26 protein-coding genes and 1 pseudogene are annotated in these 25273 nt (G+C 71.0%); 6 read left to right on the top strand and 21 right to left on the bottom strand.

Translation table 11 applies throughout. The features are described from left to right. Positions 1-6: 6 nt before the first annotated feature. Both ACZ6QQ_RS29690 and ACZ6QQ_RS29695 read right to left on the bottom strand, forming a co-directional pair. On the bottom strand, positions 7-906 hold the full coding sequence (locus ACZ6QQ_RS29690; protein WP_465880755.1) for a helix-turn-helix domain-containing protein: 900 nt from the start codon (positions 904-906) through the stop codon (positions 7-9). A gap of 155 nt (positions 907-1061) precedes the next feature. Next, on the bottom strand, positions 1062-1301 hold the full coding sequence (locus ACZ6QQ_RS29695) for a DUF397 domain-containing protein (protein WP_329109933.1): 240 nt from the start codon (positions 1299-1301) through the stop codon (positions 1062-1064). 323 nt (positions 1302-1624) lie between these two features. Here ACZ6QQ_RS29695 and ACZ6QQ_RS29700 point away from each other — a divergent pair, with 323 nt between their 5' ends. Both ACZ6QQ_RS29700 and ACZ6QQ_RS29705 read left to right on the top strand, forming a co-directional pair. Continuing rightward, entirely contained in the window at positions 1625-1915 is a 291-nt protein-coding gene (locus tag ACZ6QQ_RS29700; RefSeq protein ID WP_465880757.1) for a hypothetical protein, read from the top strand. 289 nt (positions 1916-2204) lie between these two features. Continuing rightward, a complete protein-coding gene (locus tag ACZ6QQ_RS29705) occupies positions 2205-3152 on the top strand; it encodes a DMT family transporter (RefSeq protein WP_465880759.1) in 948 nt (315 codons plus the stop codon). A 133-nt stretch (positions 3153-3285) separates the two neighbouring features. Here the strand turns inward: ACZ6QQ_RS29705 and ACZ6QQ_RS29710 are convergent, their stop codons facing one another. From ACZ6QQ_RS29710 to ACZ6QQ_RS29790, 17 genes and pseudogenes are all read right to left on the bottom strand, one after another. Continuing rightward, positions 3286-3726 carry a DoxX family protein gene (locus ACZ6QQ_RS29710; protein ID WP_465880761.1) on the bottom strand — a complete coding sequence of 147 codons (441 nt, stop codon included), beginning with the start codon at positions 3724-3726 and terminating at the stop codon, positions 3286-3288. Positions 3727-3821: 95 nt separating this feature from the next. Next, complete coding sequence (locus ACZ6QQ_RS29715) at positions 3822-5105, bottom strand: sensor histidine kinase (protein WP_465880763.1); 1284 nt, start codon at positions 5103-5105, stop codon at positions 3822-3824. Next, positions 5105-5776: a response regulator transcription factor gene (locus ACZ6QQ_RS29720; RefSeq protein WP_465880765.1), complete on the bottom strand. Its 672-nt coding sequence runs from the start codon at positions 5774-5776 to the stop codon at positions 5105-5107. Before ACZ6QQ_RS29720 ends, ACZ6QQ_RS29715 begins: the two co-directional genes overlap by 1 nt. A gap of 255 nt (positions 5777-6031) precedes the next feature. After that, positions 6032-6505 (bottom strand): cellulose binding domain-containing protein, encoded by a 474-nt coding sequence (locus ACZ6QQ_RS29725; protein WP_465880798.1) that lies wholly within the window; start codon positions 6503-6505, stop codon positions 6032-6034. Next, a pseudogene (locus ACZ6QQ_RS29730) lies at positions 6500-7588 on the bottom strand (PQQ-dependent sugar dehydrogenase); the annotation flags it as partial. The gene ACZ6QQ_RS29725 and the pseudogene ACZ6QQ_RS29730, both read right to left, overlap by 6 nt. A gap of 129 nt (positions 7589-7717) precedes the next feature. Next, a complete protein-coding gene (locus ACZ6QQ_RS29735; RefSeq protein WP_465880766.1) occupies positions 7718-8182 on the bottom strand; it encodes a nuclear transport factor 2 family protein in 465 nt (154 codons plus the stop codon). A 71-nt stretch (positions 8183-8253) separates the two neighbouring features. Then, positions 8254-8793: a nucleotidyltransferase domain-containing protein gene (locus tag ACZ6QQ_RS29740; protein WP_465880767.1), complete on the bottom strand. Its 540-nt coding sequence runs from the start codon at positions 8791-8793 to the stop codon at positions 8254-8256. Between the two features lie 127 nt (positions 8794-8920). Then, positions 8921-9406: a hypothetical protein gene (locus ACZ6QQ_RS29745; RefSeq protein WP_465880768.1), complete on the bottom strand. Its 486-nt coding sequence runs from the start codon at positions 9404-9406 to the stop codon at positions 8921-8923. Positions 9407-9570: 164 nt separating this feature from the next. Continuing rightward, positions 9571-9909: a DUF952 domain-containing protein gene (locus ACZ6QQ_RS29750; RefSeq protein ID WP_465880769.1), complete on the bottom strand. Its 339-nt coding sequence runs from the start codon at positions 9907-9909 to the stop codon at positions 9571-9573. A gap of 79 nt (positions 9910-9988) precedes the next feature. After that, complete coding sequence (locus ACZ6QQ_RS29755; RefSeq protein ID WP_465880770.1) at positions 9989-10219, bottom strand: ferredoxin; 231 nt, start codon at positions 10217-10219, stop codon at positions 9989-9991. Continuing rightward, positions 10213-11421, bottom strand: coding sequence for a cytochrome P450 (locus ACZ6QQ_RS29760; RefSeq protein WP_465880771.1), 1209 nt, complete (start codon positions 11419-11421; stop codon positions 10213-10215). Before ACZ6QQ_RS29760 ends, ACZ6QQ_RS29755 begins: the two co-directional genes overlap by 7 nt. 601 nt (positions 11422-12022) lie before the next feature. Further along, on the bottom strand, positions 12023-12697 hold the full coding sequence (locus ACZ6QQ_RS29765) for an O-methyltransferase (RefSeq protein ID WP_465880772.1): 675 nt from the start codon (positions 12695-12697) through the stop codon (positions 12023-12025). Positions 12698-12748: 51 nt separating this feature from the next. Beyond that, on the bottom strand, positions 12749-13138 hold the full coding sequence (locus tag ACZ6QQ_RS29770; protein ID WP_465880773.1) for a hypothetical protein: 390 nt from the start codon (positions 13136-13138) through the stop codon (positions 12749-12751). Between the two features lie 263 nt (positions 13139-13401). After that, the gene (locus ACZ6QQ_RS29775) at positions 13402-15510 is read right to left on the bottom strand and encodes a xanthine dehydrogenase family protein molybdopterin-binding subunit (protein ID WP_465880774.1); all 2109 of its coding nucleotides are present in this window, start codon (positions 15508-15510) and stop codon (positions 13402-13404) included. Beyond that, positions 15507-16499 carry an FAD binding domain-containing protein gene (locus ACZ6QQ_RS29780; RefSeq protein ID WP_465880775.1) on the bottom strand — a complete coding sequence of 331 codons (993 nt, stop codon included), beginning with the start codon at positions 16497-16499 and terminating at the stop codon, positions 15507-15509. The genes ACZ6QQ_RS29775 and ACZ6QQ_RS29780 overlap by 4 nt, the downstream gene beginning before the upstream one ends. Then, complete coding sequence (locus ACZ6QQ_RS29785; protein ID WP_465880776.1) at positions 16496-17062, bottom strand: 2Fe-2S iron-sulfur cluster-binding protein; 567 nt, start codon at positions 17060-17062, stop codon at positions 16496-16498. The genes ACZ6QQ_RS29780 and ACZ6QQ_RS29785 overlap by 4 nt, the downstream gene beginning before the upstream one ends. Before the next feature lie 78 nt (positions 17063-17140). Then, positions 17141-17869 carry an HAD family hydrolase gene (locus ACZ6QQ_RS29790; RefSeq protein WP_465880777.1) on the bottom strand — a complete coding sequence of 243 codons (729 nt, stop codon included), beginning with the start codon at positions 17867-17869 and terminating at the stop codon, positions 17141-17143. A 166-nt stretch (positions 17870-18035) separates the two neighbouring features. On the opposite strand from ACZ6QQ_RS29790, the gene ACZ6QQ_RS29795 reads away from it, so the two are divergent. From ACZ6QQ_RS29795 to ACZ6QQ_RS29805, 3 genes are all read left to right on the top strand, one after another. Continuing rightward, positions 18036-19316, top strand: a complete 1281-nt coding sequence (locus ACZ6QQ_RS29795) for a L,D-transpeptidase (RefSeq protein ID WP_465880778.1) — start codon at positions 18036-18038, stop codon at positions 19314-19316. Between the two features lie 238 nt (positions 19317-19554). Further along, the gene (locus tag ACZ6QQ_RS29800; RefSeq protein ID WP_465880779.1) at positions 19555-21441 is read left to right on the top strand and encodes a Xaa-Pro dipeptidyl-peptidase; all 1887 of its coding nucleotides are present in this window, start codon (positions 19555-19557) and stop codon (positions 21439-21441) included. 150 nt (positions 21442-21591) lie between these two features. Continuing rightward, the gene (locus tag ACZ6QQ_RS29805) at positions 21592-22455 is read left to right on the top strand and encodes an NAD-dependent epimerase/dehydratase family protein (protein ID WP_465880780.1); all 864 of its coding nucleotides are present in this window, start codon (positions 21592-21594) and stop codon (positions 22453-22455) included. Positions 22456-22477: 22 nt separating this feature from the next. Here ACZ6QQ_RS29805 and ACZ6QQ_RS29810 read toward each other — a convergent pair whose 3' ends face one another. Continuing rightward, positions 22478-23632 carry a phospholipase D-like domain-containing protein gene (locus tag ACZ6QQ_RS29810; RefSeq protein WP_465880782.1) on the bottom strand — a complete coding sequence of 385 codons (1155 nt, stop codon included), beginning with the start codon at positions 23630-23632 and terminating at the stop codon, positions 22478-22480. 162 nt (positions 23633-23794) lie between these two features. Between ACZ6QQ_RS29810 and ACZ6QQ_RS29815 the strand changes: the two genes are divergently transcribed. Next, entirely contained in the window at positions 23795-24490 is a 696-nt protein-coding gene (locus tag ACZ6QQ_RS29815; protein WP_465880783.1) for a helix-turn-helix transcriptional regulator, read from the top strand. Between the two features lie 96 nt (positions 24491-24586). Here ACZ6QQ_RS29815 and ACZ6QQ_RS29820 read toward each other — a convergent pair whose 3' ends face one another. Further along, positions 24587-24979, bottom strand: a complete 393-nt coding sequence (locus ACZ6QQ_RS29820; RefSeq protein WP_465880784.1) for a VOC family protein — start codon at positions 24977-24979, stop codon at positions 24587-24589. Between the last annotated feature and the right edge of the window lie 294 nt (positions 24980-25273).

The following is a 25273-nucleotide window of genomic DNA, read 5'->3' on the forward strand; positions in this document are numbered from 1 at the left end:
CGGGGGTCAGCCGTCGTTGGTCGAGGCGTCGAGGTCGGCCAGGATGCGGGCCAGGATCTCCGGCGTACGGGCCGGCGGCTCGGCCTCCACGCAGACCTGCTCCATGGCCGCCGCGTAGTGGTCGACGTCGTCGCGCTTGTCCAGGTACAGGGCGCTGGTGAGCTGTTCGATGTAGACCACGTCGGGCAGGTCCCGGTCCGGGAAGCGCAGGATGCTGAACGCGCCGCCGGCCGCCGCGTGGCCGCCGGAGGCGAACGGCATCACCTGGAGTCTCACGTTCGGCAGTCTGGTGGCCTCGATCAGGGTGTTGAGCTGGTCCCACATCACCTTGGGCCCGCCGATCGGCCGGCGCAGCGCGGCCTCGTCCACCACCGCCCACAGTTGCGGCGCGTCCGGGCGGGTGAGTAGTTGCTGCCGGGCCATCCGTAGGTTGACCCGGCGCTCGACCTCGTCGGGTGAGGCCGTCCGGTGGCCGAGCAGGACGACCGCGCGGGCGTAGTCGCGGCTCTGCAGCAGGCCCGGGACGAACTGCACCTCGTAGGTACGGATGAGCGACGCGGCGGCCTCCAGGCCCAGATAGGACTGGAACCACTGGGGGAGGATGTCGCCGTACCGGTGCCACCAGCCGGGCTCGTTGGCGTCGCGGGCGAGCCCGAGCAGTACGGCGCGTTCCCCGTCGTCGTGTACGCCGTAGAGGGTGAGCAGGTCGGCCACGTCGCGTTCCTTGAAACCGACCCGGCCCAGTTCCATCCGGCTGATCTTCGACTCGGAGGCACGGATCTCCCAGCCGGCGGTCTCCCGGGTGACCCCGTTGGCCTCGCGGAGTCGGCGCAGCTGGGCGCCGAGCAGCATGCGGAGCACGGTGGGACCGGTGGCGGTCTCCCCGTCGGGCCGAGTAGTCGTCATGCACCGACCTCCCGATGCTGCGCGCGGGCCGAGATGGCCGCCTTTTCTGCCGCGTAAGCATGCCATGACGGCGTGCTGTGCGGGACCAACGGGAGGTCTCGAATATCCACGGGTTTCCCCGGCGGACGGACCCGGGCGTCACCGGGAGCGGGCGCTCAGCCGATGAGGTGGTCGAAGTCGCCGTCGCGCGCACCGAGGATGAACGCGGTGATCTCGTCCGGGGTGTAGATCAGGGCGGGTCCCTCGGGGTCCCTGGAGTTACGGACCGCAATTCCCGCACCACCGGGTAGTTCTGCCAGTTCGACGCAGTTACCGCTCGGATTGCTGCGACGACTCTTCCGCCAGGCGATGGGGGGTAGCTCGGTGGCGGGAATCCCGTTGTATGGCTGATTCATCGAAGTCTCTCTCAACGGCCAGGACAGGCCGGGTGTCGGTCAGGTCGTGGCCCGGGACCTTTTTCCCCGGGCGGAGATGGGTGGCGCGGTGACGCTCCCTCTCCCGACCGCTCTGCATGGTCATCTGCACGTGCATCTGCTCTTGCGTCTGCATCGCACAGCGAGCATGATAGCGCTTGTGTAGGTGTGCCCGGTTACTCACGGTTAGTAATGACGGGGAGGGTTGACCCGTGACGGATCAACTGCCCGGCGTTACCGCCAACCGGGCCGACACGAGCGTTGACCACCCGACCAGCCGCGCAACGACAGGAGGCTAGGCAGAGATGGCCGCACCGACCATCGACCCGAACCAGCGTGACTCGCACGACGTGGTCCCCACCGACAGTTACCAACCGACAGACCCGGTCTGGATCTTCCGGTCCGGTACCTGGCGGGCCGGTGTCGTCGAGGTCGCCTCGGCGGGCGCCGCCACGGTCACGTACCGACCCAGCGGCTCCCGGGGCACCGGTGTGGACACCCTGACCGCCCGGTACGTGCTGCCCCGCGCCGACCTCGATCCGCTCGACGCGGTGAGCGGCATGCAGCGCCGACTCGACGTGGCCGACCTGCGCTGATCCGTACCGGCACGGGCGCCTCGACGACGCAGCGCCCGGTGCCGCCGGACACGGGCCCGACGGGAGCTAACCACGCCGGCACCGCCCGAGGTTTTCCGGGTGCGTGCCGCACGCGGTCCGGCTAGAGTGACGCCGTGCACCGACGCTTCCCGATTTCCCCGCCCCGCTCCTGAGCGGGGCAGAGCGCCTTCCGCGTCACGCCGTCTGAGCTGACGCCGCCCGTGTCCGGGCCGGTTCGTCGTGCCCCGCTTCCGCGACCAATTCCTTCTCGTCGCAGGAGCGTCCTTCCATGCTCGTCTCATCGATGCCGCCTGTCCCGGCAACGCCGACGGCGGCTGCCCGTAGCCGTACCGGTGTCGGTCTGTCGTGTCTCGCCCTCGCCGGGGTCCTCTGGGGAACCGGCGGACTGCTCGGCAGCCTGCTCGGCCGGCACGCCGGCCTCTCCCCGGTGGCGGTCGCCACGTACCGCCTCGCGGTGGGCGGTCTGCTGCTCGTCCTCGTCCTGCTGATCTCCGGTCGGCCACTGCCGCGCACTCGGCCCGCCTGGGCCCGGATCGGCGTACTCGGGCTGTTGTTCGGCGCCTACCAGGTCTGCTATTTCGGTGCGGTCGCCCTGACCTCGGTTTCGCTGGCGACCCTGGTCACCATCGGCACCTCGCCGGTGCTCGTGCTGGCGGCGGAGTGGGCGACCACCCGGCAACGGGCGAGCCGGCGGATGATCGGCGCCGTCTGTCTGGCCGTTGTCGGGCTGGGTCTGCTGGTGGGCCTGCCGGCCGGCGGACACACGCCGGGTGCCGTACTGGCCAGCGCGGGGCTGGCCCTGGTCTCCGCCGCCGGGTTCGCCACCGTCACCCGACTCGGCGCGCGTCCGGTCGCCGGGCTGGACCAGCAGGCCGCGGTCGGGCTCGGATTCGGGGTCGGTGGCCTGCTCGTGGCGCCGTTCGCGGTCACCACGGTCGGGCTGGGCTTCCAGCCGAGCCTGCTCACAGTGGGGCTGCTCGTCGCCCTCGGCACCGCGCCGACCGCGCTCGCGTACACGCTGTACTTCCGTGGTCTGCGTACCGTCGGCCCCAGCACCGCCGTGGTGCTGGCGCTGTTGGAGCCGTTGACCGGGGCCCTGCTGGCGGCGGTGCTGCTGCACGACCGCCTCGGCGTGGCCGGCGTCGTCGGGGCGGTCCTGCTCGCGGTGGCGGTGCTCCTCGCCGGCAGCGCGTCCGGCCGGTCCGGGGCGAACTGACCGAGTCCGGTCCGGACGAACGGCGGCGCCGGGGCCAGTCGGCCCGGCAGTGGTTGATGTCGGCCGGCGGGCACCCCGGGATCTCCGGGAGGCCCGCCGGCCGACGCGGTCGAGGCGGGGCGGCCGGGCTCGGTCAGGCCACCGACGCGGGTTGCGGCGCCGACCGACCGGACCGGTTCAGGGCGGCCAGCCCATGGTCGAGCGACCACCGGCCGGGACCGAGTACGGCGATCAACAGGAACGACCAGCAGAACAGCGCGGCCGACTCACCGCCGTTGTTCAGCGGCAACAGGTCGTCCGGCTGGTGGACCACGAAATAGGCGTACGCCATGGAGCCGGAGCAGATCACGGCGGCCGGTCGGGTACCGAGCCCGACCAGGACGAGCAGCCCGCCGATCAGTTGGATGAGTGCGGCCCACCAGCCGGGCCAGGTGCCGAACGGGATGGCCTCGCCCGTGCCCCGGTTGCCGCCGAAGACGCCGAACAGCGATACCACGCCGTGCAGTGTGAAGAGCAGACCGACCACGATCCGATAGAGGGACGTGACCAGTTCGGGAAGACGGAGGGAATGCACGATGGTCTCCTCGCGAATCAGCGGATAGGAGATTTTGTACAGGTCGTTTTTCAGATTGATCTCAAAGTCATCGATGTGTTGACGGCGTCGATCCGCTAGCTGTCGGCTCCGAGCTGCCGCACGCGAAGCCGCCCGATGCCCCGGAGCTGGCCCTGCTGGGAGGCGGGGAACCGGGTCGTGGGAAGCCGTACGGTGAAGGTGGCGCCCCGGCCCGGACGGCCCTCGGCCTCGATCGTGCCGTGGTGGCTCGTGACGACCTCGTGCAGCAGGGCCAGGCCGAGGCCGAAGCGGTGGTCGCCGGAGCCCGCGCCTCGGTGGAACCGGTCGAAGATACGCCGCGCGTCCGTCTGGTCGAAGCCCTCCCCGGTGTCCGCGACGACCAGCTCGGCGTAGCCGTCGCCCGCCTGTAGCGTCACGCTGATCCGCCCGTCGGTGGGAGTGTGGGCCAGTGCGTTCGCGAGCAACTCGCCGACGACCCGGCGCAGTGCCGACGCGACGCCCGGCACCGGCAGCGGGCCGTCGGGCGTCTCGACCGTGACCGTGACCTGGTGTTCGGCGGCGCGTTCGGTCTCGGCGGCGACGCTCGCGCCGACCAGTTCGGTGAGGTCGACCGGCGAGTTCGGCCGCTGGCCGGTGGGAGCCGCGGCGAGCTGGGCCGAGAGCAGCAGGTCGTCCACGATCTCGCCGAGTCGGCGGGTGGTACCGACCAGTCGTTCCAGGTCGTGCAGGTCGGTGGACGATCCGCCGCCGCGCGCTCGACGGGCCAGCAACTGGGCACGGGTGTGCACCTGGGCGATCGGGGTTCGCAGTTCGTGGCTGGCGTCCGCGACGAAGCGGCGCTGGCGGGTCAGCGCCTCCGCGAGCGGCGCCACGGCCCGGTGGCCGACGAGCATGCCGGTCAGCACGGCGGCGAGCAGTCCGACGGCCGCGGCGAGACTGAAGGCGAGCAACAGGTGCCGGCGGTCGGACAGCTGGAAACGCGCGTCGAACACCGCCTGCACCACCACGTCGCCACGAGCCTCGGTACGGATGTGGTAGACCGTCCCGTTGCGGGCCACGGTGGCGATCTCGGTGATCCCGGTGGCCGCGACGGCGTTCAGGGCCCCGTCCAGGGGGAAGCCGGGTGGCGGCGGATTGACGCCGGTGTCCACCGTGCTGCCGTCGTACTGGAAGATCCAGCTACAGGCCGGGGGACCGGCGATCGTGCCGTAGGTCGTGCCCCACTCCAGCTCACGCTGTATCTGGGCCTCCTGGCTGCGGACCAGGGCCAGGTACGAGATGCCACCGCCCAGGATCAGCAGTGTGCCGATGGCCAGCCCGATCAGCAGCCCGATCCGGAGCCGGGCCCGCCGGACGATCATCCGCTCGGCCGGGTCCATCAGAGCGTGCCGAGCCGGTAGCCGAGCCCGTGTACGGTCCGGATCACCGCGCGACCGAGCTTGCGCCGGAGGTAGTAGACGTAGGTGTCCACGATCGACGCCGCGGCGGCCTCGTCGAAGACCCGGCGGCGCAGGTCGTTGCGGGTGTGCACGGCGTTCGGCCGGGCGGCCAGCACCCGCAGCAGCTCGAACTCCCGGGCGGAGAGCGCGACCCGGGTGCCGTCGGCCAGCACGACGTCACGCGGCGCCAGGTCGAGCAGCCCGGTGCCGATCCGCAGCACCTCGGTGGCGTCGGACGTACGTCGGCACAGTGCCCGCAGCCGGGCGCTCAGTTCGTCCAGGTCGAACGGTTTGACCAGGTAGTCGTCGGCGCCCGCGTCCAGCCCGGCGATCCGGTCGTCGACCGTGCCGAGCGCGGTGAGGATCAGCGTCCTCGCCGGGACCGCCCGTGAGCGCAGTCGGGCGAGCAGGTCGAGCCCGTCGAGTACGGGCAGCAGCCGGTCGATGACCATCACGTCGTACGGCCGGGTCAGGCCGAGGTGCAGGCCACGCTGACCGTCGGGTGCGCGGTCGACGACGTAGCCCTCGTCGACCAGCGTCTCGGTGAGCAGATCCGTCAGATCCGGGTCATCCTCGACCAGCAGCAGCCGGTTCGATTTTCCGCCGCCCATTTACAGACAATCGCATAGGTGAGGCCCGATAAAAGCAGTGATAGTTGTCTCTTCAATCGGTCGAACCGAACGGGCCCGACGTGCGTGCAGAAATGGACGTTCCGCGCCCGGGCTACGCGCGGGAAGCGGGGAGCGGCTCCGGTTCGAGCCTGGTCCCGTGGGCCGATCGGACCTGTGTCCGTGGTCCGGGCCTCCCGCGCGTACACCGGGTACGGCTGTCCGTCGTGCCGGCGGTCGACCGGCCGGCACGACGGATCAGCCGGCGCCGCAGACGGTCCCGTTCAAGCGGAACTCGGCTGGTCGCGGGGTGTTGCCGGAGTGGTTCGCCTGGAAGCCCAGGGTGGTGCTCGCGTTGGTGGCGATCGCGGCGTTCCAGGCGGCGTTGCGGGCACTGACGTTCTGACCGCTCTGGGTGATCACGGAGTTCCACGCGCTGGTGACCTGCTGACCGCCGGTGAAGGCCCAGGTCAGGGTCCAGCCGTTCACGGCCGGACCACGGTTGGTGACGGTCAGGTTCGCGGTGAACCCGCTCGCCCACTGGTTCGTCGCCCAGCCGACCGTGCAGGAGACGAGGCCGGTCGGCGGCGGCGTGGTCGGCGGTGCCGTCGTGGGCGGCGGGGTGGTCGGGGGAGCGGTGGTGGGCGGCGGGGTGGTCGGCGGCGCGGTGGTGGGCGGTGGCGTGGTCGGGGGAGCGGTGGTGGGCGGGGCGTCCAGCGGCGGGAAGCGCAGGACCCGGTCGTCGGTCGCCGCCGGGGTACCCCGTCCGTCGCGGTTGCTGGTGCTCACCCAGAGCCACCCGTCGGGGCCGTACGCGACCGTGCGCAGTCGCCCGTACTGGCCGGTGAGCTGGGCGGCCGGGGTGCCGGCACCGCCGTTGCCGGTCAGCGGCACGGTCCACAGTCGAGCGCCGCGCAGGGCGGCGACGAACAGCCGGTTGCCGGCGATGGCGGCGCCGCTCGGTGACGCCTCGGCGGTGGTCCAGGTGACGATCGGGTCGCGGAAGCGCGGGTCGTTCGCCCGCCCCTCCACGGTCGGCCAACCGTAGTTGCCGCCGGGCACGATGTGGTTCACCTCGTCCCAGGTGTTCTGGCCGAACTCGCTGGCGTAGAGCCGACCCTGCGCGTCCCAGGCCAGCCCCTGTACGTTGCGGTGGCCGAGGCTGTAGACCAGCGAACCGGCGGTCGGGTTGTCGGCCGGTACGCCGCCGTCCGGCCGCAGCCGCAGGATCTTGCCGTTGCGGCTCTGCGGATCCTGCGCGCTGGCGGTCTGGCCGGCGTCACCGACTCCGGCGTAGAGCATCCCGTCCGGACCGAACCCGATCCGCCCGCCGTCGTGGATGGCGGCCCGGGCCAGCCCGGTGAGGATCGGCGTCTGGGTCGTCGGCGCGGTCAACCGGAAGCGGACGATCCGGTTGTCGCTGCTGGAGGTGAAGTACGCGTACACCCAGCCGTCCTGGCCGTACGTCGGCGACACGGCGAGTCCGAGCAGCCCGGCCTCGCCGGTTGCCGCGACTCCGGAGATCAGGGCCACCTGCTGGGGGGTCTGGCCCGGACGCACCTGGAGCACCCGGGCGCTGTTGCGCTCGGCGACCAGTGCGCTGCCGTCGGGCAGGAACGCCATGCCCCACGGGGTCTGGAGGTTGGTGGCGACCACCTGGGGGCGGGTGAAGTCGAAGTCTCCGACCGCGGCGATTCCGGCGCCGTCTCTCCCGGCGACCCCGACTCCGCCGGCTGCCGGTGCGGTCACGGCGACCAGCCCGGCGACACCGACGGCGACCGTGGTGGCCAGCCCGACAACGAGGCGACCTCTCATCTCCACCCTCCCGAAACTACGACGACGATCGTCAATGCAATGACGATTGTCAATGTAACACGGACGTGTGGGAGCGTGCCCATCGTCTGGATGGGCGCCGGAGCACGGGTGCGACGCGCTCGTCGCCGGTCAGCGCCCGGCAGCCAGGAACCCGTCCAGACGCTGCCGGCCGGTCTGTCGCAGCACCCGCCGCCCGGCCGGGGTGAGGGCCAGCAGCCGTCCCTTCACGCCCAGCGCCTGCGCCGCCCACCGCCGTACGTCGTACTCGTCGTGATGGGTCAGGATCAGGCCGTCGGCGAAGGTGAAGCGGGCGCGTACGTCGTTGCGCACGGTCCGGCCGCCGAACGGGTATGTGGCGATCCAGTGCGCCGAACCGCCGTGGTCGTCCGCGACGATCTCCGACACCTCGATCTCGGCCCGCGCCCGCGCGGTCAGCATGGCCCACATGCCGCGCACCTCACGGGCGTCGAGGTCGGGGAAGAGCGGGTCGGAGAAGCGTGCCCGGTCGGAGTATGCGGCCCCCATGGTGGCGCCGTCACCGGCGGCCAGCGCGGCGTAGAACCGGGTGATCAGGGCGACGTTCGGATGTTCCACGGGCACCTCGGGACGCGCGGGACGCCGTACGGCGTCGACGGTGGTGCGCCGGTCGGCGCGGGTGGTGCCGGTCAGTCCGGTGGAAGAGCCCGGCGGAGCAGGAGGATATCCGCCCGGTCCTTGTCCCGGCGCGGCAATCCGGGCACCCAGACCGGCATCATCCGCTTGATCTCGATCTGGGCCGGTGCCGCGATGATCGGACAGGTCAGCCCGGCGAGCCGGCCCGGTGCCGCGTCGAGCATCCCGTCCGGCCAGGGCTCACCGGCGTACGGTCCACCGGCCACCACCACCCGGCCGGTGTCGTCCCGGTCGAGCAGGGCCACCCCCAACTCGACGTCGCCCCGGACGAAGTCGCGCTGCTGTTGCGGCGGTGCGCCACCGGTGGGCCGGAAGCCGAGGGCGGTCAGCGCGTCGGTCAGCCGGCCGGCGTCCGCCGACCAGCAGAACCAGTCGACGTCGACGTGGTCGCGGGTCCGCGACCCGAGGAAGAAGTCCATCGCCCAGCCGCCGCGCAGCCAGACCTCGATCCGCTCCCGCTCGGCCAGGGCAAGCACCTCGGCGATCGCCCGCAGTTGCCGCCCGCCGAGATCGTCCCGCGCCGGTGCACTCATCAAGGTCCGTTCTCCCCGTTCCCGGCCGGTCGGCCGATGTCCGCGAGTCGCCGCGGGTCACAAGCGATGTCGTACGCCGGGTCGGCCGGCATCCGGAGACGATGGCGGGCCCGGGCCCGGGCGCCGGTCAGTCCGGCTCCGCGCCGACGGTCGGGTCACCCCCGTCGGTCAGCGTGACCAGCCAGCGTGCCGGGTCGGCCGGGCGCCGTCGGCGGGGTCGGAACGGCACCTGCCCGAGCCCCTGGGCGGCGTTGCCGAAGCGCAGGGTGTAGGACTCGATCCGGTCCGCCGTGCCGGCGATGGCCAGCAGGCCCAGAAACGGCTCGGCCCACTGACTGCGTCCCTTGCCCCAGACCATCATCGCCCGGATCTGGATCCCGAGCGGCGGGACGACCACGACGGACGCGGGTAGCAACCCGTCCACGTACCGGTGGCGGGTCCAGTCGGGATGGTCGCGCAGCAGGCCGTTGAGGAACCATTCCAGCTGGGCGCAGACCCGTTGCAGCCGTTCCTGCCCGGCCGCCGAGTCCCGATCCGTCAGGGCGAGATATGCCCGAACCCCGACCGCGAGTTCGGCCCGGAGATCGTCGAGTGCGTCGTCGGATTCACCCACGTCGGCACGACCGTGACCAGCGGGGATGCGGACGATGCAGATCCATGCCGCTCAGTGTGGCGTAGATGGCGAACGATGTCCGCCCGGTTTTTGCGAATGTGGCCGGACGGCGGCCGGTCCGGCGCGCCCAGCGATGGCGTCGCCGGGCCCGTGCCGCGCCGGGCTCAGGTGAGCAGAGTGGTCACGGCGTCCGGGACCGGGAGGTGGTCCGGCACCGGTGCCGCCGCCACCACCGCGTCGGTCGGCAGCGGTCCGTACAGGTGCGGGAAGAGCGCCCCGCCCCGCGACGGCTCCCAACGCAGGTCGGCACCGAGCCGGTCGGTGGCGACGGTGAGCAGGACGAGCCCGGACTGGCCGGCGAAGTGCCGGGCGGCGGTCTCGACCACCTGGTCCGGGCCGGAGAGGTGGATGAAGCCGTCGCGCAGGTCGACCGCCGAACCGTCGTACCGGCCCACGGTCACGGCCTCGGCCCACTCACCCGCCGCCAGCAGCTTGTAGATCACCTGCTCAGCTTAGCCATCCGTCGGCGGGTCCGGCCCGGTGGTGTCGGCCGGGCCGCACCGACCATGGGGGAGCCGCCGATCAGGGTTCCGGCGCGATCAGCCGGTCGTCGGTCGAGTCGCGTACGGTGATCGCCTCCACCGGGCAGGAGTCGGCCGCGTCGGCGACCTCGTCCGCCGGAACGATCGTCTCGGCGACCGGGGTGGAGAGCCCGTCGACGAGGACGAAGTGCTTCGGTGCGGTGTGGGCGCAGATCCCCGAGCCGATGCAGCGGCGCGCGTCCACCCGAAGCCGCCAGCCGGCGCTCACCACTGCACCAGCATGTTCTTGAGGCCCCGGACCAGCATCCCGCTCTTCCAGGTCAGCTCCGCCTCCGGCACGGCCAGTTGCAGTCCGGGCAGCCGGTCGAGCAGCGTACCGATCGCCACCTGCAACTCCATCCGGGCCAGCTGCGCGCCGAGGCAGTGGTGCACACCGTGTCCGAAGCCCATGTGCGGGTTGTGCTCGCGGGTGACGTCGAGCCGGTCCGGGTCGGTGAAGACCCGCTCGTCCCGGTTGGCCGAGCCGAGTTCGACGATCACCGGTTCGCCGGCCCGGACCAGCACGCCGCCGAGTTCGACGTCCTCCAGCGCGTACCGGGCGAAGCCGGAGGCGGCACCGAGCGGCACGTGGCGCAGCAGCTCCTCGATCGCACCGGGCAGCAGGGTCCGGTCGGCCCGCAGCCGGGCGAGCTCCTGCGGGTACCTCAGCAGGGTGTAGACGAAGTTCGGGATCTGGGTCACGGTCGTCTCGTGTCCGGCGGCGAGCAGACCGGCGGCGAGCTGCACCATCTCCTCCTCGGTCAGCCGGCCCTCGTCGGAGTCGCGGGCCCGCACCATCGCGCCGAGCAGGTCGTCGGTCGGCTCCTCGCGACGCTGGGCGATCAGGCCGCCCATGTAGCCGTACAGGTTGCCGAAGTACTCCTGGATCGTCTCCGGCGGCAGCGACGTGGTCGACACGATCGCCTCGGACCAGAGGTGGAACTTGTGTTCGTCGGCGACCGGCACCCCGAGCAGCTCACAGATGACCCGGATCGGCAGCGGGGTGGCGAACTGCTCGACCAGGTCGGCCGGCGGACCGGTGGCGATCAGCCCGTCGACCAGTTCGTCGGCGATCTGCTGGGTACGCGGCCGCAACTGCTCCACGCGACGTGCCGTGAACGCCTTCGTGACCAGGGTGCGGATCCGGGTGTGCTCCGGCGGGTCCATGCCGAGGATGCCGGTCGCCAGCCGTTGCTCGGTGCTGCGCGGCTCGTCGCGGGCCGCGGCGGCGGCCCGGCTGAACCGGGGATCGCCGAGCACCACCCGCACGTCGGCGTAGCGGGTCGCCAGCCAGGCGTCCTCGCCGTACGGCATCCGGATCCGGGTCAGCGGTTCGTGCTCACGTAGCTGCGCGTAGTGCGGGTCGAGATCCAGCCGTTCGGGTGGGTTGAACGGGTAGGCGCGGGCGCCCGACACCTGCTGAAGGTCCGTCACCGGGGCTCCTATCGTCAGATGGCGCATTCTCAGATGACGCGTACGACGTGCGGTGGCGCGACCATGACCCGAGGACTCACCTCGGGTCATGCTCCGGGTACGGATGGTAGCGAAACGGGTGCATTTATGCTACTGGTTGTCATCGATGCCCTGATCAACGGCGCCGAGACTCCAATGTGGACCCTCCTCGTGACGGCAAGAGCGGTGGGGGGTACGCCGCACGGCGCACCCCCACCGGAGAAGGGTCAACTCGGGGGGACGATCCGGAGCCGCCGAACCGTGATCAGGAGATCCATAGTGCGCTGGCCCGGTTGTTCCAGCCGTTGCCGATCTGGGCCAGGTTCGCCGATGCATGGATCCAGGTGGCGCCGCCGGTCAGGTTGGGGTCGCTGGGCGGGCCGGACCCGTGCCGGCCGACGGTGCGGCCACCGCGGGGGGCGTCACCCTGAAGGCGATTTGGTACGTGGTTCGGGTAGATATGTCGCGTTCGCGCTCGGGCCTGTGACATGCGGCGTGCCCGACACCGGTGCGGCGCGGAGGCGATTGCACGAAGACGACCGTTCTGCCTGCGAACTGTGTCTGCGATCGCTTTCGCGTGTCGTCAGCGGATGCGTCGCACGAGTGTGAAACCGTCCCAGCCTTTCGAACCGACCGTCTGAAGGGCGGTTGCGTCGAGTCGTGGGTCATCGGCGATGTCCTTGAGGACGGTGCGGACGCCGTGGACTCTTTCGTCAGTGCTGTCGGGATTGATGACCGCTCCGTCGCGGACGACGTTGTCGATGACGATCACGGTACCGGGGCGGCTCAAGGTGAGGGATGCCTTCAGATAGTCCGGGTTGCTTGGCTTGTCTGCGTCGATGAAGACGAAGTCGTATGGCTCTGTGTTGGCGTCGATGAGTCGTCGAGCGGAGTCCGCGGCTGGTCCGACGATGATGTCCACGCGCTCACTCACACGTGCGCGCTCCAGGTTCGCGCGGGCGACGGCGGCGTTCTGTTCCTCCAGTTCGAGGGTTGTTACGCGCCCGTGTTCGCCGACGGCACGCGCGAGCCAGATGGTGCTGTAGCCGGCCAGGGTGCCGAATTCCAGTACGCGGGTCGCTCCGGTCATCTGGGCCAGCAGCGCCAGCAGCTTTCCCTGGTTCGGGGCGACCTCGGCGCGCGGCATCGTGGTGAGTGCCCCGGCTTCCCGGGCCCGCGCGAGCGCGGCATCCTCGTCGACCAACGTTTCGACGAAGTAGGCGTCGACATCGCGCCAGAGGCTGTCCGACTCGTACATTCTGGTTCTCCTCGTGGTCCTGTGAACACTGAGGTGTCTCACGCGAATGATCTACGGAGAGTCCCACGAGGATGCAGCCTCCAGACCGTGCTGCGCTCCGACCGGGTACTCCGTGGTCACGTACTCGAAGTAGGTGTGGATCATCGCGGGGCTGACCCGCTTGATCAGTCCACCCCGTACCGCGCCGTCCTCCAGCGACCACGGCCACTTCGTGTTGGTCGCGGTGCCCTCCCGGTGACAGACACGCGAGTGCGCCGACCGGCACTCGCCGCACGCCGCGTCCTCGCGCAGATGGAGGTCCGACAGGTGCAGCTCATGCTTGACGTGTTCCAGCGGCGCCCGATCGCGGTCCACTCGCGACGGCGGTCGGGTCGGGTTCAACTGCGCACCGAGCCGCTCGTTGATTCCCAGTCCGGCCTGGTGCAGAACCCCTTCACACACGACGCCGCCGTGGTCAACGTGCTTTGCCCTAGTGGCGGGTCCCGCCACGGCTCGCCGAACGGGCCGGCGAACTTCGCGCCGATCGCGGCCATGTACCGCTTCAAGTCAGCGGACGTCGCGTACACCTCGTAGCCAGGTCGGAAAGTCCCCGGAAGTGTGACCCGACCGGCATGACGCATTGCCGATTCACGCACGCGGAGGTCGGTGGCGCGGGCCGCCGCGACAGGCCCAACCAGTGATTCTCGTGGTCCGTGAGACGGAACCTAGAACGCGAGTGCGCCGACCCCGGTCAGGAGCTTGTCCAGCCGCACCGGCAGCTCCCTGATCCGTACCCCGGTGGCGTGGTGGACCGCGTTGGTGACGGCGGCGGCCGCACCGACGATGCCGATCTCCCCGACGCCCTTGATACCGAGCGGGCCCAGGTGCGGATCGTCCTCCTCGATCCAGTGCGCGTCGATCCGCTCGACGTCCGCGTTCGAGGTGATGTGGTACGTCGCGAAGTCGTGGTTGACCCAGTCGCCGAAGCGGGCGTCGAGCAGCCCCTCCTCGTGCAGCGCCATCGAGATGCCCATGGTCATGCCGCCGATGAGCTGGGACCGGGTGGTGGTCGGGTTGACCACCCGCCCGACGGCGAAGGTCCCGAGCATCCGGCCGACCCGGATCTCGCCACTGTCCACGTCGACGCGTACCTCGACGAAGTGGGCGCCGAAGGCGTAGCGCACGTACGACTCGTCCGCGCCCAGGGCGCCGGTCTCCGCCGTGGTGTCCGCCTCGACCCGTACCTCCCGGTCGGGGGTCCGGTCGCCGAGCCGGTCGCGCAGCTCCCGGCAGGCCTTGGTCACCGCCCAGCCCCAGGACGCCGTGCCGGTCGAGCCGCCGGCCACCGGGGCCCAGGGGAGCCGGCTGTCGCCGATCTGGACCCGGACCCGCTCGGGCGGCACGCCGAGGGCGTCGACGGCGAGCTGCCAGAGCGCCGTACGGGCCCCGGTGCCGATGTCGGCGGCGTTGGTCCGGACCAGGTAGGTGCCGTCCGGGTTGGCCTGGGCCGAGGCGGCGCAGGCGCCGGCGCGGGCCGGATACGAGCTGCCCGCCACACCGGTGCCGTGCAGCCACCGGCCCTGCCGGCGGGCGCCGACGGTCGGGTCCCGATCGGCCCAGCCGAACCGTCGCGCGCCCTCGCGCAGGCAGGCGACCAGGTTCCGGCTGCTGTACGGGCGCCCGTCCTCCGGATCGACCGCGGCGTCGTTGCGGATCCGCAGCTCCACCGGGTCCACCCCGCAGGCGAGGGCCAACTCGTCCATCGCCGACTCCAGCGCGAACGAGCCGGGGCACTCGCCCGGCGCCCGCATCCACGACGGCGTCGGTACGTCCAACCGGGTGATCCGGTGGCTGGTCCGCCGGTGCGGTGCGGCGTACATGCCGCGGGTGTAGACGGCGGTCTGCTCGGCGAACTCGGTGATCGTCGACGTCTGGCTGATCGCGTCGTGGGCGATGGCGGACAGCCGGCCCTCCGCGTCGGCCCCGAGCCGGATCCGCTGGATCGTCGGGGTGCGGTAGCCGACCAGGGAGAACTGCTGCTGGCGGGTGAGGGCCAGCCGGACCGGCCGGTCGACGGCGCGGGCGGCCATGGCGGCGAGCACCGTCTGGCAGCGGGGGGTGCCCTTCGACCCGAAGCCGCCGCCGACGTGCCGGCTGATCACCCGTACCGATTCCGGTGCCAGGTCGAACAGGGCGGCCAGGGTCCGGGCGACCGGGGTCGAGCCCTGGTTGGAGTCGTGCACCACCAGCTCACCGTCCCGCCACTGGGCGGTGGCGGCGTGCGGCTCCATCGGGTTGTTGTGGTACGCCGGGGTGCGGTAGGTGAGGTCGACGCGTACCTCGGCCGTCTCGAAACCGGCCTCGAAGTCGCCGACGAAGGTGTCGGTGGGGTAGCTCGGGTTCACCTGCTCGGGTTTGAACAGCCCCGGATGGGTCTCGGTCAGCACGGTGCTGTGCGGCAGCGTGTCGTAGTCGAGGTGGACCAGACCGGCAGCCTCCCGGGCCGCCTCCAGCGTCTCGGCCACCACCAGCGCCACCACCTGGCCACGGAAGTGCACCTCGGGGCGCTGCAACAGGAACAGGTCGACGTTGGTCTCCGAGTGCAGCCGGGGCGCGTTGGCGTACCAGAGCACGGTCAGCACGTCGGGGGCGGTCAGCGCGGCGTCGGCGTCGAGCCGGGTGATCCCGGCCCGTACCACGTTGGCCTGCACCGGCCAGGCGTAGACGACGCCGTCGACCGGGTACTCGACGGCGTACCTGGCCGTGCCGGTGACCTTCTCCCGCCCCTCCAGGCGGCTGTGCGGCCGGCCGACGGCACCGGTTGGCGCGGTCACGGCCGGGCCGCCTCGGCCAGCTCGGCGAGCGTACGCACGGTCAGGTTCCGGATCAGCGGCACCTTGAAGGCGTTGTGCGGCAACGGTCGGGCGGCGGCCAACTCCTCGTCGGCGGCGAGTCCGAAGCTCTCCACCGTGGCCGGTCGCCCGCGCAGCGCCTCCTCGGCCAGCCGGGCCCGCCAGGGCCGGTGCGCCACCGCCCCGTACGCGATCCGTACGTCGCGGACCAGTTCACCGTCCAGGTCGAGCACGGCCGCCACCGAGCCGACCGCGAAGGCGAACGAGGCCCGGTCGCGTGCCTTGCGGTAGGTGGACCGCCGGGCGTACGGCAGGGCGGGAATCCGTACCCCGGTGATCAGCCCGCCGGCCGCCATGGTGGTCTCCCGGTCCGGCCGGTCGCCGGGCAGCCGGTGGAAGTCGGTCAGCGGGATCTCGCGGGCCCCGTCCGGCTCCAGCACCTCCACCCGCGCGTCCAGTGCGGCCAGCGCCACCGCCATGTCGGAGGGATGGGTGGCCACGCACGACGGCGACCAGCCGAGGATGGCGAGGTCGCGGTTCTGGCCGTCGAGCGCGGAGCAGCCGGTGCCGGGTTCGCGCTTGTTGCACGGCTTGCCGACGTCCTGGAAGTAGACGCAGCGGGTGCGTTGCAGCAGGTTGCCGCCGACGGTGGCCATGTTGCGCAGCTGGCCGGAGGCGGCCGCCAGCAGGGCCCGGGTCAGCACCGGGAAATCGCGCCGGACCACCGGATGGGCGGCCAGGTCGCTGTTGCGTACGGTCGCCCCGATCCGCAGTGCGCCGTCGGGCAGCGGCTCGACCGAGCCCAGCGCCAGCCGGGTCACGTCGACCAGCAGCCGGGGGCGTTGCACGCTCAGTTTCATCAGGTCGACGAGGTTCGTACCACCGCCGAGATAGGCCGCCTCGGGGTCGGCGGCGACCATCCGTACGGCCTCGGCCGGGTCGGCGGCCCGGTGGTAGCGGAAGGTCCTCACCGGGTCGCCTCCACCGTGGCGGCGCGGCCCGGGGCGGACGACCCCGGCCCGGTCGCCCGGATCGCCGCCACGATCTGCGGGTACGCCGCGCAGCGGCACAGGTTGCCGCTCATCCGTTCCCGGATCTCCTCGTCGGTCAGCTCGACCGGCCCGGCGGCGACGTCGCCGGTCACCACGCTGGGCCAGCCTCGGCGGACCTCGTCGAGCATGCCGACGGCCGAGCAGAGCTGGCCGGAGGTGCAGTAGCCGCACTGGAACGCGTCGTGGTCGATGAAAGACTGTTGCACCGGTCGCAGGTTGCCGCCGTCGGCCAGACCCTCCACGCTCACCACCGCCGAGCCGGCCGCCGCCACCGCGAAGATCAGGCAGCTCTTCACCCGGCGGCCGTCGAGCAGGACGGTGCACGACCCGCACTGGCCGTGGTCGCAGCCCTTCTTCGCCCCGGTCAGTCCCAGGTGTTCCCGCAGCGCGTCGAGCAGGGTGGTCCGGTTGTCCAACCGGAGGCGCTGCTGCTCCCCGTTGACTGCCAACGTCACCGACGACCGCTCTGTCACTTCGGGCATGCCGACCGCGCCTCCCGCCCGTTTTTCCGGATACGTGCAGATTATCCGGTCAACTCGGGGCGGGAGGCTCGATCCGGCTTACGCGTCGCTCGGTCCGGCGCCCGGCGCCGCGTCCCGTACGGCCTGGTCGGTCAGGTCGCGGATGGTCGGCACGAGCAGCGTGGCGAGCCGCTCGGCGTCCGGGTCGAGCGGGTACGCGGCGTGCGGCACGGCCACCACCCGGGTCCCGGCGGCGCTGGCCGACCGTACGCCGTTGGAGGAGTCCTCGATCGCCACGCAGCGGGTGGGGTCGAACCCCAGACGCTCCGCCACCCGCAGGTACACGTCCGGTGCCGGCTTGCCCCTTTGCACCTGCTCGGTGGAGAGGGTCACCGTGAACGCGTCGGTGAGCCCGGTGGCCCGCAGCGCCGCCTCGATCAGTCGGGCCGGCGACGAACTGGCCAGGCCCATCGGCCAGGTCGCGGCGAGCCGGCGCACCACCTCGTCGGCACCGTCGATCAGCGGTACGTGCTCCAGGTAGCGCCGGGCCATCTCGTCCACCACCTCGGTGGCGACCTGTTGCGGCGACCGGTCGACGCCGAGCTCATCGCTGAGGTAGGCGGCCCACTCGCTGGTACTCATCCCCATCAGCCGGCGCTGGCTGTCCGGCTGCCACGTGCCGCCGTGGTCGGCGACGTAGCGCCGCCGGACCTCCTCCCACACCGGTTCGGAGTCCACGATCACGCCGTCCAAGTCAAAGATCACCGCGTCCGTCACAGGCTCATCGTGCCCGATCACCGTGCCCGGTGTCTCGTCCGGCGCTGACATACCCGGATCGGGCTGGTCTATTCGCCGCCGGACCGGGTAATCGCGCTCTGTCCGGCATCAATCCGAATGCGCGTTGCGCGCTTCGATTCTTCTGTTCGAACCGACACGCTGCCCGCGACTCCCGTTACACAATGTGGCGAGACGCTAGCGGAATGGGGTGGGGATCATGAAAAAGGGGCGTCGGGCCACAATTCTGGTGGCGATGGTCGCTACCGCTTCACTGGCCCTGGTGGGGTGCACCAGCAATCAGGACAAGAAGGAGAGCAAGGCCGCCGCGGCGCCGCCGCAGTTGACCGTGAGTCCTGCGGCGAATGCGAAGGACCTCCCGATCAGCACCGAGGTCGGCCTGACCGTCACGGGCGGGAAGGTATCCGAGGTAACGCTCACCGACGACAAGGGTGCGAAGGTCGCCGGTTCGTTGCGCCCGGATGGTTCGTCCTGGTTGCCGGACAAAGCACTGAAGAACAAACAGCGCTATACGGCACAGGTCACCGCGACCAACGACGCGGGTAAGAAAGTGACCCAGACGACCAACTTCACCACCATGGACAAGCCGGCCAAGGAAATCTTCTCCACCCTTTATTTCCAGGACAAACGGACGTACGGGGTGGCCATGCCGGTAACCGTCGACTTCGACCCGGGAGTGCCCAAGGAGCAGCGGGCCGACGTACAACGACGGCTCTTCGTGACGACCACTCCGGCCCAGCCCGGTGCCTGGCACTGGACAGAGGACGGACAGCAGGTCTACTACCGGGCACCGGACTTCTGGAAACCGGGTACGACGATCAGCGTCAAGGCGATGCTCGACGGGGTGCCGATGGGCAAGGAGGGCTTCGGTGACGCCGACCGGACCGCCACCGCGAAGATCGGCAGCAACAAGGTGACGCTGGACATCGACAACGGGAAGAAGCAGATGTCGGTGTTCAAGGACGACAAGCTGGTCCGCAAGATCCCGGTGAGCCTCGGCAAGCCGAGCACACCGACCTCCAGCGGCAAGATGGTGATCATGGAGAAGCACGAGCAGACGGTCTTCGACACCACCGGCTCGGCCGACCCGTACGTGGTCACCGTCCAGGACGCGCAGCGGTTGACCTGGGGCGGGGAGTTCATCCACTCGGCACCGTGGTCGGTGGGAGACCAGGGCAGCAGCAACGTGTCGCACGGCTGCACCAACGTCTCTCCCGAGGACGCCAACTTCCTGATGAAGACCACGTCCGTCGGTGACCTGGTCACCGTCCGGGGTACCGAGGTGCAACTGGAGGACGGCAACGGCTGGACCGCCTGGAACATGGACTGGAACGAGTACGTCAAGGGCAGCGCGCTGCCCGTACCGCAGGATCTGAAGCCGGCCGCAGCGCCGCCGGCCGCCGCCGGCGCACCCGCGCCCAGCGGCTCGCCGTCGGCCAACCAGCCGCCGGCCCCGGCGCCGTCGAACCCCGGCGGCTGACCGAGCCGGAGCGTACGCCGGGCGGTGAAGCCGACGGGGAGCCCGTCCCGCCCGGCCTCGCCGCCCGGTCCCGTCGTCACCGAGGGCCCCTTCCCGACCGGGAGGGGCCCTCGGTGCCGACGGCCGGAGAATGATCGACTAGCGGCGTCGACGCGCCTAGCATGTGTGGCCGATGGAACTGTCTCGATCCTCCCCCCTGCCCGGTTCCGGCCACGAGCCCGATCGAAGGGAACTGCCCATGCGTCGACCCCGCCGCCTGGTACTGCTCACCACCACCCTGACCGGCGCGCTGGTCCTGACCGCACCCGTGGTGCCCGCCTCGGCCGGCACCGCCACCCCACCACCGTCCATCGTGGTGAGTGATGGGATGACCCAGCCGGTCTTCTCGTTCGCCGACGCGATCGAGGAGCGGGTGTACGTCCAGACGCCGCTGGACACCGACCACGACGGTCGCCTCGACCGCGTCGCCATCGACATCTCCCGGCCCGCCGAGACCGCCACCAGCGGCTTCAAGGTACCGGTGATCTTCGAGCACAGCCCGTACCGCAAGGGGACCTGGGGCGACGTGCCGTACCCGAGCGTGCTGGTCGACGAACTGCCGCAGAACGGCCTCACCGGGCGCAACGGCGCCCGCTCGGCCGCTGGCGAGGAGGCGCAACGCGCGATCGCCAAGGCCAACCTCCCCGGCTCGCTCGACGACTACTACGTGCCGCGCGGCTACGCCGTGGTGCTCGGCCAGAGCGTCGGCACCGGCGACTCGGACGGCTGTCCGACCAGCGGTGACTCGGCCGAGACGCTCGGCACCAAGGCGGTCATCGACTGGCTCAACGGCCGGGCCAGGGGCTTCGACGCCACCGGGGCGCCGGTCACGGCCGGCTGGACCACCGGCGCGGTCGGCATGACCGGGGTCTCCTACAACGGAACCCTGCCCAACCAGGTCGCCACCACCGGGGTCAAGGGCCTCAAGACCATCATCCCGGTCTCCGCGATCAGCAGCTGGTACGACTACTACCGGGCCAACGGCCTGGTCGTCGCGCCCGGCACCTACCAGGGTGAGGACGCCGACATCCTGGCCCAGTACACCGCCGGGCAGGCACGGGCCGAGGGAACCTGCGCCGACGAGATCGCCGAGATCACCCGGCAGCAGGACCGGGTCAGCGGCGACTACACCCGGTTCTGGGCCGAGCGCGACTATCTCGACGGCGCGCGGGACGTGAAGGCCAGCGTCTTCGTCGTCCACGGGCTCAACGACTGGAACGTCAAGACCGAGAACTTCGCCGGCTGGTGGGACCAGCTCGCCCGGCACGACGTACCGCGCAAGATCTGGCTGCACCAGGGCGGACACGGCGGGCCGGGCAGCGGCGCCACCGTACCGCTGCCCGACGGACGGTCGTGGACCTACAAGCAGACCGAGAACCGCTGGTTCGACTTCTGGCTGTGGGGGGTGCGCAACGGCATCATGGACGAGCCGACCGCGGTGGTGCAGCGGGAGAACCGCGCCTACACCACGTACGCCAACTGGCCCGACCCCGGCGCACGCGAGGTCGACCTCAGGTTCGCCGCGACCGGCGCGACCGCTCCCGGCACCCTGACCACCGGCAAGGCGCCGAAGGGCAAGGTCGAGCAGGGCTTCGTCGACGAGGGACGGACCATCGCACCGACCGATCTGGTGGCCCAGCCGGACACCGCCAGCCCGAACCGGCTGGTCTACACCTCGCCGGTGCTCGACCGCGACGTCCGCATCTCCGGCCGGCCGGAAATGCGGCTGCGGATGGCGATCGACAACAAGCCCGACGCCAACCTGACCACCTACCTGGTCGACTACGGTCCGGCCGGCTCGACCGCCGCCCCCGTCGTGGTCACCCGAGGGTGGACCGACCCGCAGAACCGCAAGGACGCCGACCGCACCGAGAAGGTCAAGCAGGGCAAGCTGTACGACTACAGCTGGACCCTGGAGCCGAAGGACTACATCTTCGCCGCCGGGCACCGGATCGGTGTCGTCGTCTTCTCCACCGACCAGGAGTACACCCTGCTGCCGCTGGGCGGGACCCGGCTGCGGGTCGCGCCGCACGACAGTGAGCTGCGCATCCCGGTGGTCGGCGGACGGTCCGCGCTCAACTTCTGAGCAGCGTCATCCACCCGCCGTCACCATCCGTGGTCGGCACGGCTCGACGTTCCGGCCGTCGGTGACAGCAGCGAACCGGCCGCCGGAGAGCGATCTCCGGCGGCCGGTTGGCTAGATTGACCCCATGATCTCGAACGTGGGTGGGCAACAGTGGTGACCCGGGTCGCGGTGACCGGCGGCAGCGGCAAACTCGGCCGGGCCGTCGTCGACGACCTGCTCGACCACGGCTACGGCGTGGTGAACCTCGACGTGGCGCCGCCCGCCGCGCCCCGCTGCCCGTACACGAGGGTGGACCTGACCGACTACGGCCAGACGGTCGAGGCGCTCAGCGCCATCGACGACCGGCACGGCGGCGTCGACGCGGTGGTGCACCTCGCCGCCGTCCCCGCACCGGGCCTGCGGACCAACTCGGCGACGTTCCACCACAACATCGCCGCCACGTACAACGTCTTCACCGCCGCCCGCGCCGTCGGCATCCGCAACGTCGTCTGGGCCTCCAGCGAGACCCTGCTCGGGCTGCCGTTCGACACACCGCCGCCGTACATCCCGATCGACGAGGGCTATCCGGCCCGCCCGGAGAGCAACTACGCGCTGGTCAAGCACCTGGAGGAGGAGCTCGCCGGCCAACTCTGCCGGTGGCAGCCGGACCTCAAGATGATCGGCCTGCGGTTCTCCAACGTGATGGAACCGGCCGACTACGCCGCCTTCCCGGCCTTCGACGCCGATCCCGCCCTGCGCAGGTGGAACCTGTGGTCGTACATCGACTGCCGCGACGGCGCCCAGGCGGTCCGCCTCGCCCTGGCGTACGAGCGCACCGGGGTCGACGTCTTCGTGATCGCCAACGCCGACACGGTGATGGGTCGACCCAGTGCGCAACTGGCGGCGGAGGTCTTCCCGGACGTCCCGCTGACCCGCGAACTCGTCGGCAACGAGACCCTGATGTCGATCGACAAGGCCCGTCGCCTCCTCGGCTACCAGCCCCGGCACAGCTGGCGGGACCACCTGTCCTCGTGACGCGCGGGTCGGCGGGCGCGGCTCAGTCGCCACCGGTGAAGCGCTCGCCCGCGTCGATGATCCGCTGGATCTCGGCCCGGAAGAAACCGGTCAGCTCGGCGCACCGGTCGGGGTCCACCGGCCCGCCCTCGCCGCTGGGCAGGTCCGGGTACGGGCTGCCGAGGACGAAGATGTTCTCGTCGTTGTACTGGTTCGCCGGCGCGGTGTAGTTGAACGAGCCGGCGATCACCGTACTGTCGTCGATCGTCATCAGCTTGTGGTGCAGCTTGCCGAACGCCGGTGACCTGACCGGGGCGTACATCGCGATCTGGGCCCGGTCCAGGTCGTGGGTCGCCGCCCAGCGCTGCGCCCCCTGGCCGGGGTCCACCGCGCCGGTCACCGTACGGCCGGCGGCGGCCAGGGCGATCATGGCGTCGTCCAGCCCGGACGAGCCGGCGAAGGTGAAGACCGCGAAGTCCACCCGCGCCGTGGCCTTCAACATCTGTTTCATGATCTCCAACTCCGGTGCGTGGTCCGGCGCGAACAGCACTTTCACCGGTATCCCGCCGAGGTTGTACGCGCGGGGCACCCGTCCGTGCGCCCCGCGTCCGAACAGCCCGGCCCGCAGCTGCGCGAACTCGGCCGCGTACTCCTGGCAGATCCGCGCGTCGTGGAAGGTCACCACGTGGTTCAGGTTGCGGTGGCAGTCGGTGCCGGTGAAGTTCGCCGAGCCGGAGAGGACGGCCGAGGTGGCACCGGCCCGTTTCCGGAAGTCGCGGACGATGAACTTCTGGTGGAAGATCGCCGGGTTGTAGTCGGCCTTCACGTCGACGGCGCAGCGCAGCAACGCCGCCATGATCTTGCGGTTGGGTTCGAGGCTGCGGGCGCCGGGCTCGGCCGTCCACTGGACCCGTCGCTGGGCGGCCTGCGCCGATTCGCCGGTCCGCGCCGCCACCTTGGGCACCTTGGCCGTACGCAGATAGTCCTGCTCCAGCACGATCCGGATGTCGACTCCCCGGAACCTGGCGTCGAGCAGTGCCTGCGCGATCGGCTCCGAGTCGAGTTCCTGTACGGCCACGTCGAGTGAGTCTTCGGCCCCGCCGATGAACTCGACGATGACCCGTTCGAGATCGTCGGCGGCGCCGAGTTCGGGCGGCCCGACGAAGGCCTCTATCTTGCCCGCGGCGAAACGTGTCATAGCTGTCAGGCTGACACTCGGTAACCCCGGGTGGTGTCGGCTTCACACCATCCGCGGTGCCGGAACACGCACCAATGGCACGAGCACCGGATTCCGACCCACCCGTATCGACCCGGCGGCCCGGACGGGCAACCGGCAGGGGATCCTGGCAGGCTGGAGGGCATGTACCGGGAGACGACATCCGCGCTGGTGGGCGGGGCCGTCCTGTGGTGGAACACGACACCGCCACGGCCGACGCCGACCCGGATCCTGCCCGACGGCTGCATGGACCTGATCTGGTCGCCGCGCCACGGTCTGCTGGTGGCCGGTCCGGACACCACCGCCCAGTCCGGGACCGCCACGGCCGGGGAGCGGTACGTCGGGCTGCGGTTCCCGCCCGGCACCGGGCCGGCCGTGTTCGGTCTGCCCGCGTACGAGCTGCGGGACCAGCGGGTTCCGCTCGCCGCGCTCTGGCCCGGTCCGGGCGTCCGTGAACTCGACGAGCGGGCGGCGTACGCCGAGCACCCCGAGTGCCTGCTGGAGTCGATCGCCGTCACCCGGCTCGGTGAGGGCGGCGGTCCGGACCCGATCGCCCGCCTGGTGGTGGCCCGGCTCGGTACGGGCGACGACGTGGCGGGTACGGCGGCCCACCTCGGCCTCGGCTCCCGGCAACTGCACCGGCGCAGCCTGGCCCTGTTCGGTTACGGGCCCAAGACCCTGGCCCGGATTCTGCGGATGCAGCGGGCCGTGTCCCTGCTCCGGACCGGGGTGCCGCCCGCCGACACCGCCGTACGCGTCGGCTACGCCGACCAACCGCACCTGTCCCGCGAGATCCGCACCCTCACCGGCGTCCCCCCATCCACCCTCCTCACCCCCTGAACCCCACCCCGGCCGGGTCGCCTCATGTAGAGAAAGAGGGCGAATTCATCCGGGGATTGCCCCTCTTTCTCTACATGAGTGGCCCCGCAGGGCGGGTCAGGGGAGGGGGCAGAAGAGGTCCACGGGGTTGTCGTCGGGGTCGAGGAGGGTGGCGTAGCGCTGGCCCCAGAAGGCGTCCCAGGGCTTGAGATGGCCGGTGTAGCCCGCGTCGGTCATGTCGGCGTACGTCGCGTCGACCTCGGCCGGGTTGGCACAGCGGAAGGCGAGGCTGATCCGGCCGGTGCCGGTGCCGGGGGACCAGCTCGGGTCGATCGACGAGACCATCGACGCGGTGTCCCAGACCAGGCGCAGGCCGCCGGGCAGCGGTGCCTCCACGTGTGGATCTCCGTCCGCGTCGGCCGGGATGTCCAGCCCGAGGCGGCGGTAGAAGGTCAGCGAGCGGCCCATGTCGGCCACGATCAGGGCAATCACGTCAAGATGAGGCGTCATTGCCCCACCGTAGGGGCGCGGATCGCCGGTGGTCTTGAAGGAATCGGACGCCCGTTCGGGTAGCCGAACCCGACAACTGGCACCAGGTCCGCAGTGCGAGTGCGGGCTGGCTATCTCGGGCGTACCGTGTCATTAACGACATCTGACGCATCGGTGAGCGACGGGTTGACGGCGCTGGCCGCTGACCCGACGGCAGCTGTCCGCGATCCGCCGACGCGCGGCGCGGGGTCGTCGCCGTGGCGGGGTTCGTGCCGCCGTCCGATGTCTCACCGGGCGGGACGACAGGAAAGGGGC

It is taken from the genome of Micromonospora sp. NPDC049529 (assembly GCF_055586685.1).

Excerpts from the sequence above, each read along its gene's own strand:
- ACZ6QQ_RS29690 (WP_465880755.1), bottom strand. The coding sequence starts at position 906 with ATGACGACTACTCGGCCCGACGGGGAGACCGCCACCGGTCCCACCGTG.
- ACZ6QQ_RS29695 (WP_329109933.1), bottom strand. The coding sequence starts at position 1,301 with ATGAATCAGCCATACAACGGGATTCCCGCCACCGAGCTACCCCCCATC.
- ACZ6QQ_RS29700 (WP_465880757.1), top strand. The coding sequence starts at position 1,625 with ATGGCCGCACCGACCATCGACCCGAACCAGCGTGACTCGCACGACGTG.
- ACZ6QQ_RS29705 (WP_465880759.1), top strand. The coding sequence starts at position 2,205 with ATGCTCGTCTCATCGATGCCGCCTGTCCCGGCAACGCCGACGGCGGCT.
- ACZ6QQ_RS29715 (WP_465880763.1), bottom strand. The coding sequence starts at position 5,105 with ATGGACCCGGCCGAGCGGATGATCGTCCGGCGGGCCCGGCTCCGGATC.
- ACZ6QQ_RS29720 (WP_465880765.1), bottom strand. The coding sequence starts at position 5,776 with ATGGGCGGCGGAAAATCGAACCGGCTGCTGCTGGTCGAGGATGACCCG.
- ACZ6QQ_RS29740 (WP_465880767.1), bottom strand. The coding sequence starts at position 8,793 with ATGAGTGCACCGGCGCGGGACGATCTCGGCGGGCGGCAACTGCGGGCG.
- ACZ6QQ_RS29765 (WP_465880772.1), bottom strand. The coding sequence starts at position 12,697 with ATGTACGAGTCGGACAGCCTCTGGCGCGATGTCGACGCCTACTTCGTC.
- ACZ6QQ_RS29785 (WP_465880776.1), bottom strand. The coding sequence starts at position 17,062 with ATGCCCGAAGTGACAGAGCGGTCGTCGGTGACGTTGGCAGTCAACGGG.
- ACZ6QQ_RS29790 (WP_465880777.1), bottom strand. The coding sequence starts at position 17,869 with ATGTCAGCGCCGGACGAGACACCGGGCACGGTGATCGGGCACGATGAG.
- ACZ6QQ_RS29795 (WP_465880778.1), top strand. The coding sequence starts at position 18,036 with ATGAAAAAGGGGCGTCGGGCCACAATTCTGGTGGCGATGGTCGCTACC.
- ACZ6QQ_RS29800 (WP_465880779.1), top strand. The coding sequence starts at position 19,555 with ATGCGTCGACCCCGCCGCCTGGTACTGCTCACCACCACCCTGACCGGC.
- ACZ6QQ_RS29810 (WP_465880782.1), bottom strand. The coding sequence starts at position 23,632 with ATGACACGTTTCGCCGCGGGCAAGATAGAGGCCTTCGTCGGGCCGCCC.
- ACZ6QQ_RS29815 (WP_465880783.1), top strand. The coding sequence starts at position 23,795 with ATGTACCGGGAGACGACATCCGCGCTGGTGGGCGGGGCCGTCCTGTGG.
- ACZ6QQ_RS29820 (WP_465880784.1), bottom strand. The coding sequence starts at position 24,979 with ATGACGCCTCATCTTGACGTGATTGCCCTGATCGTGGCCGACATGGGC.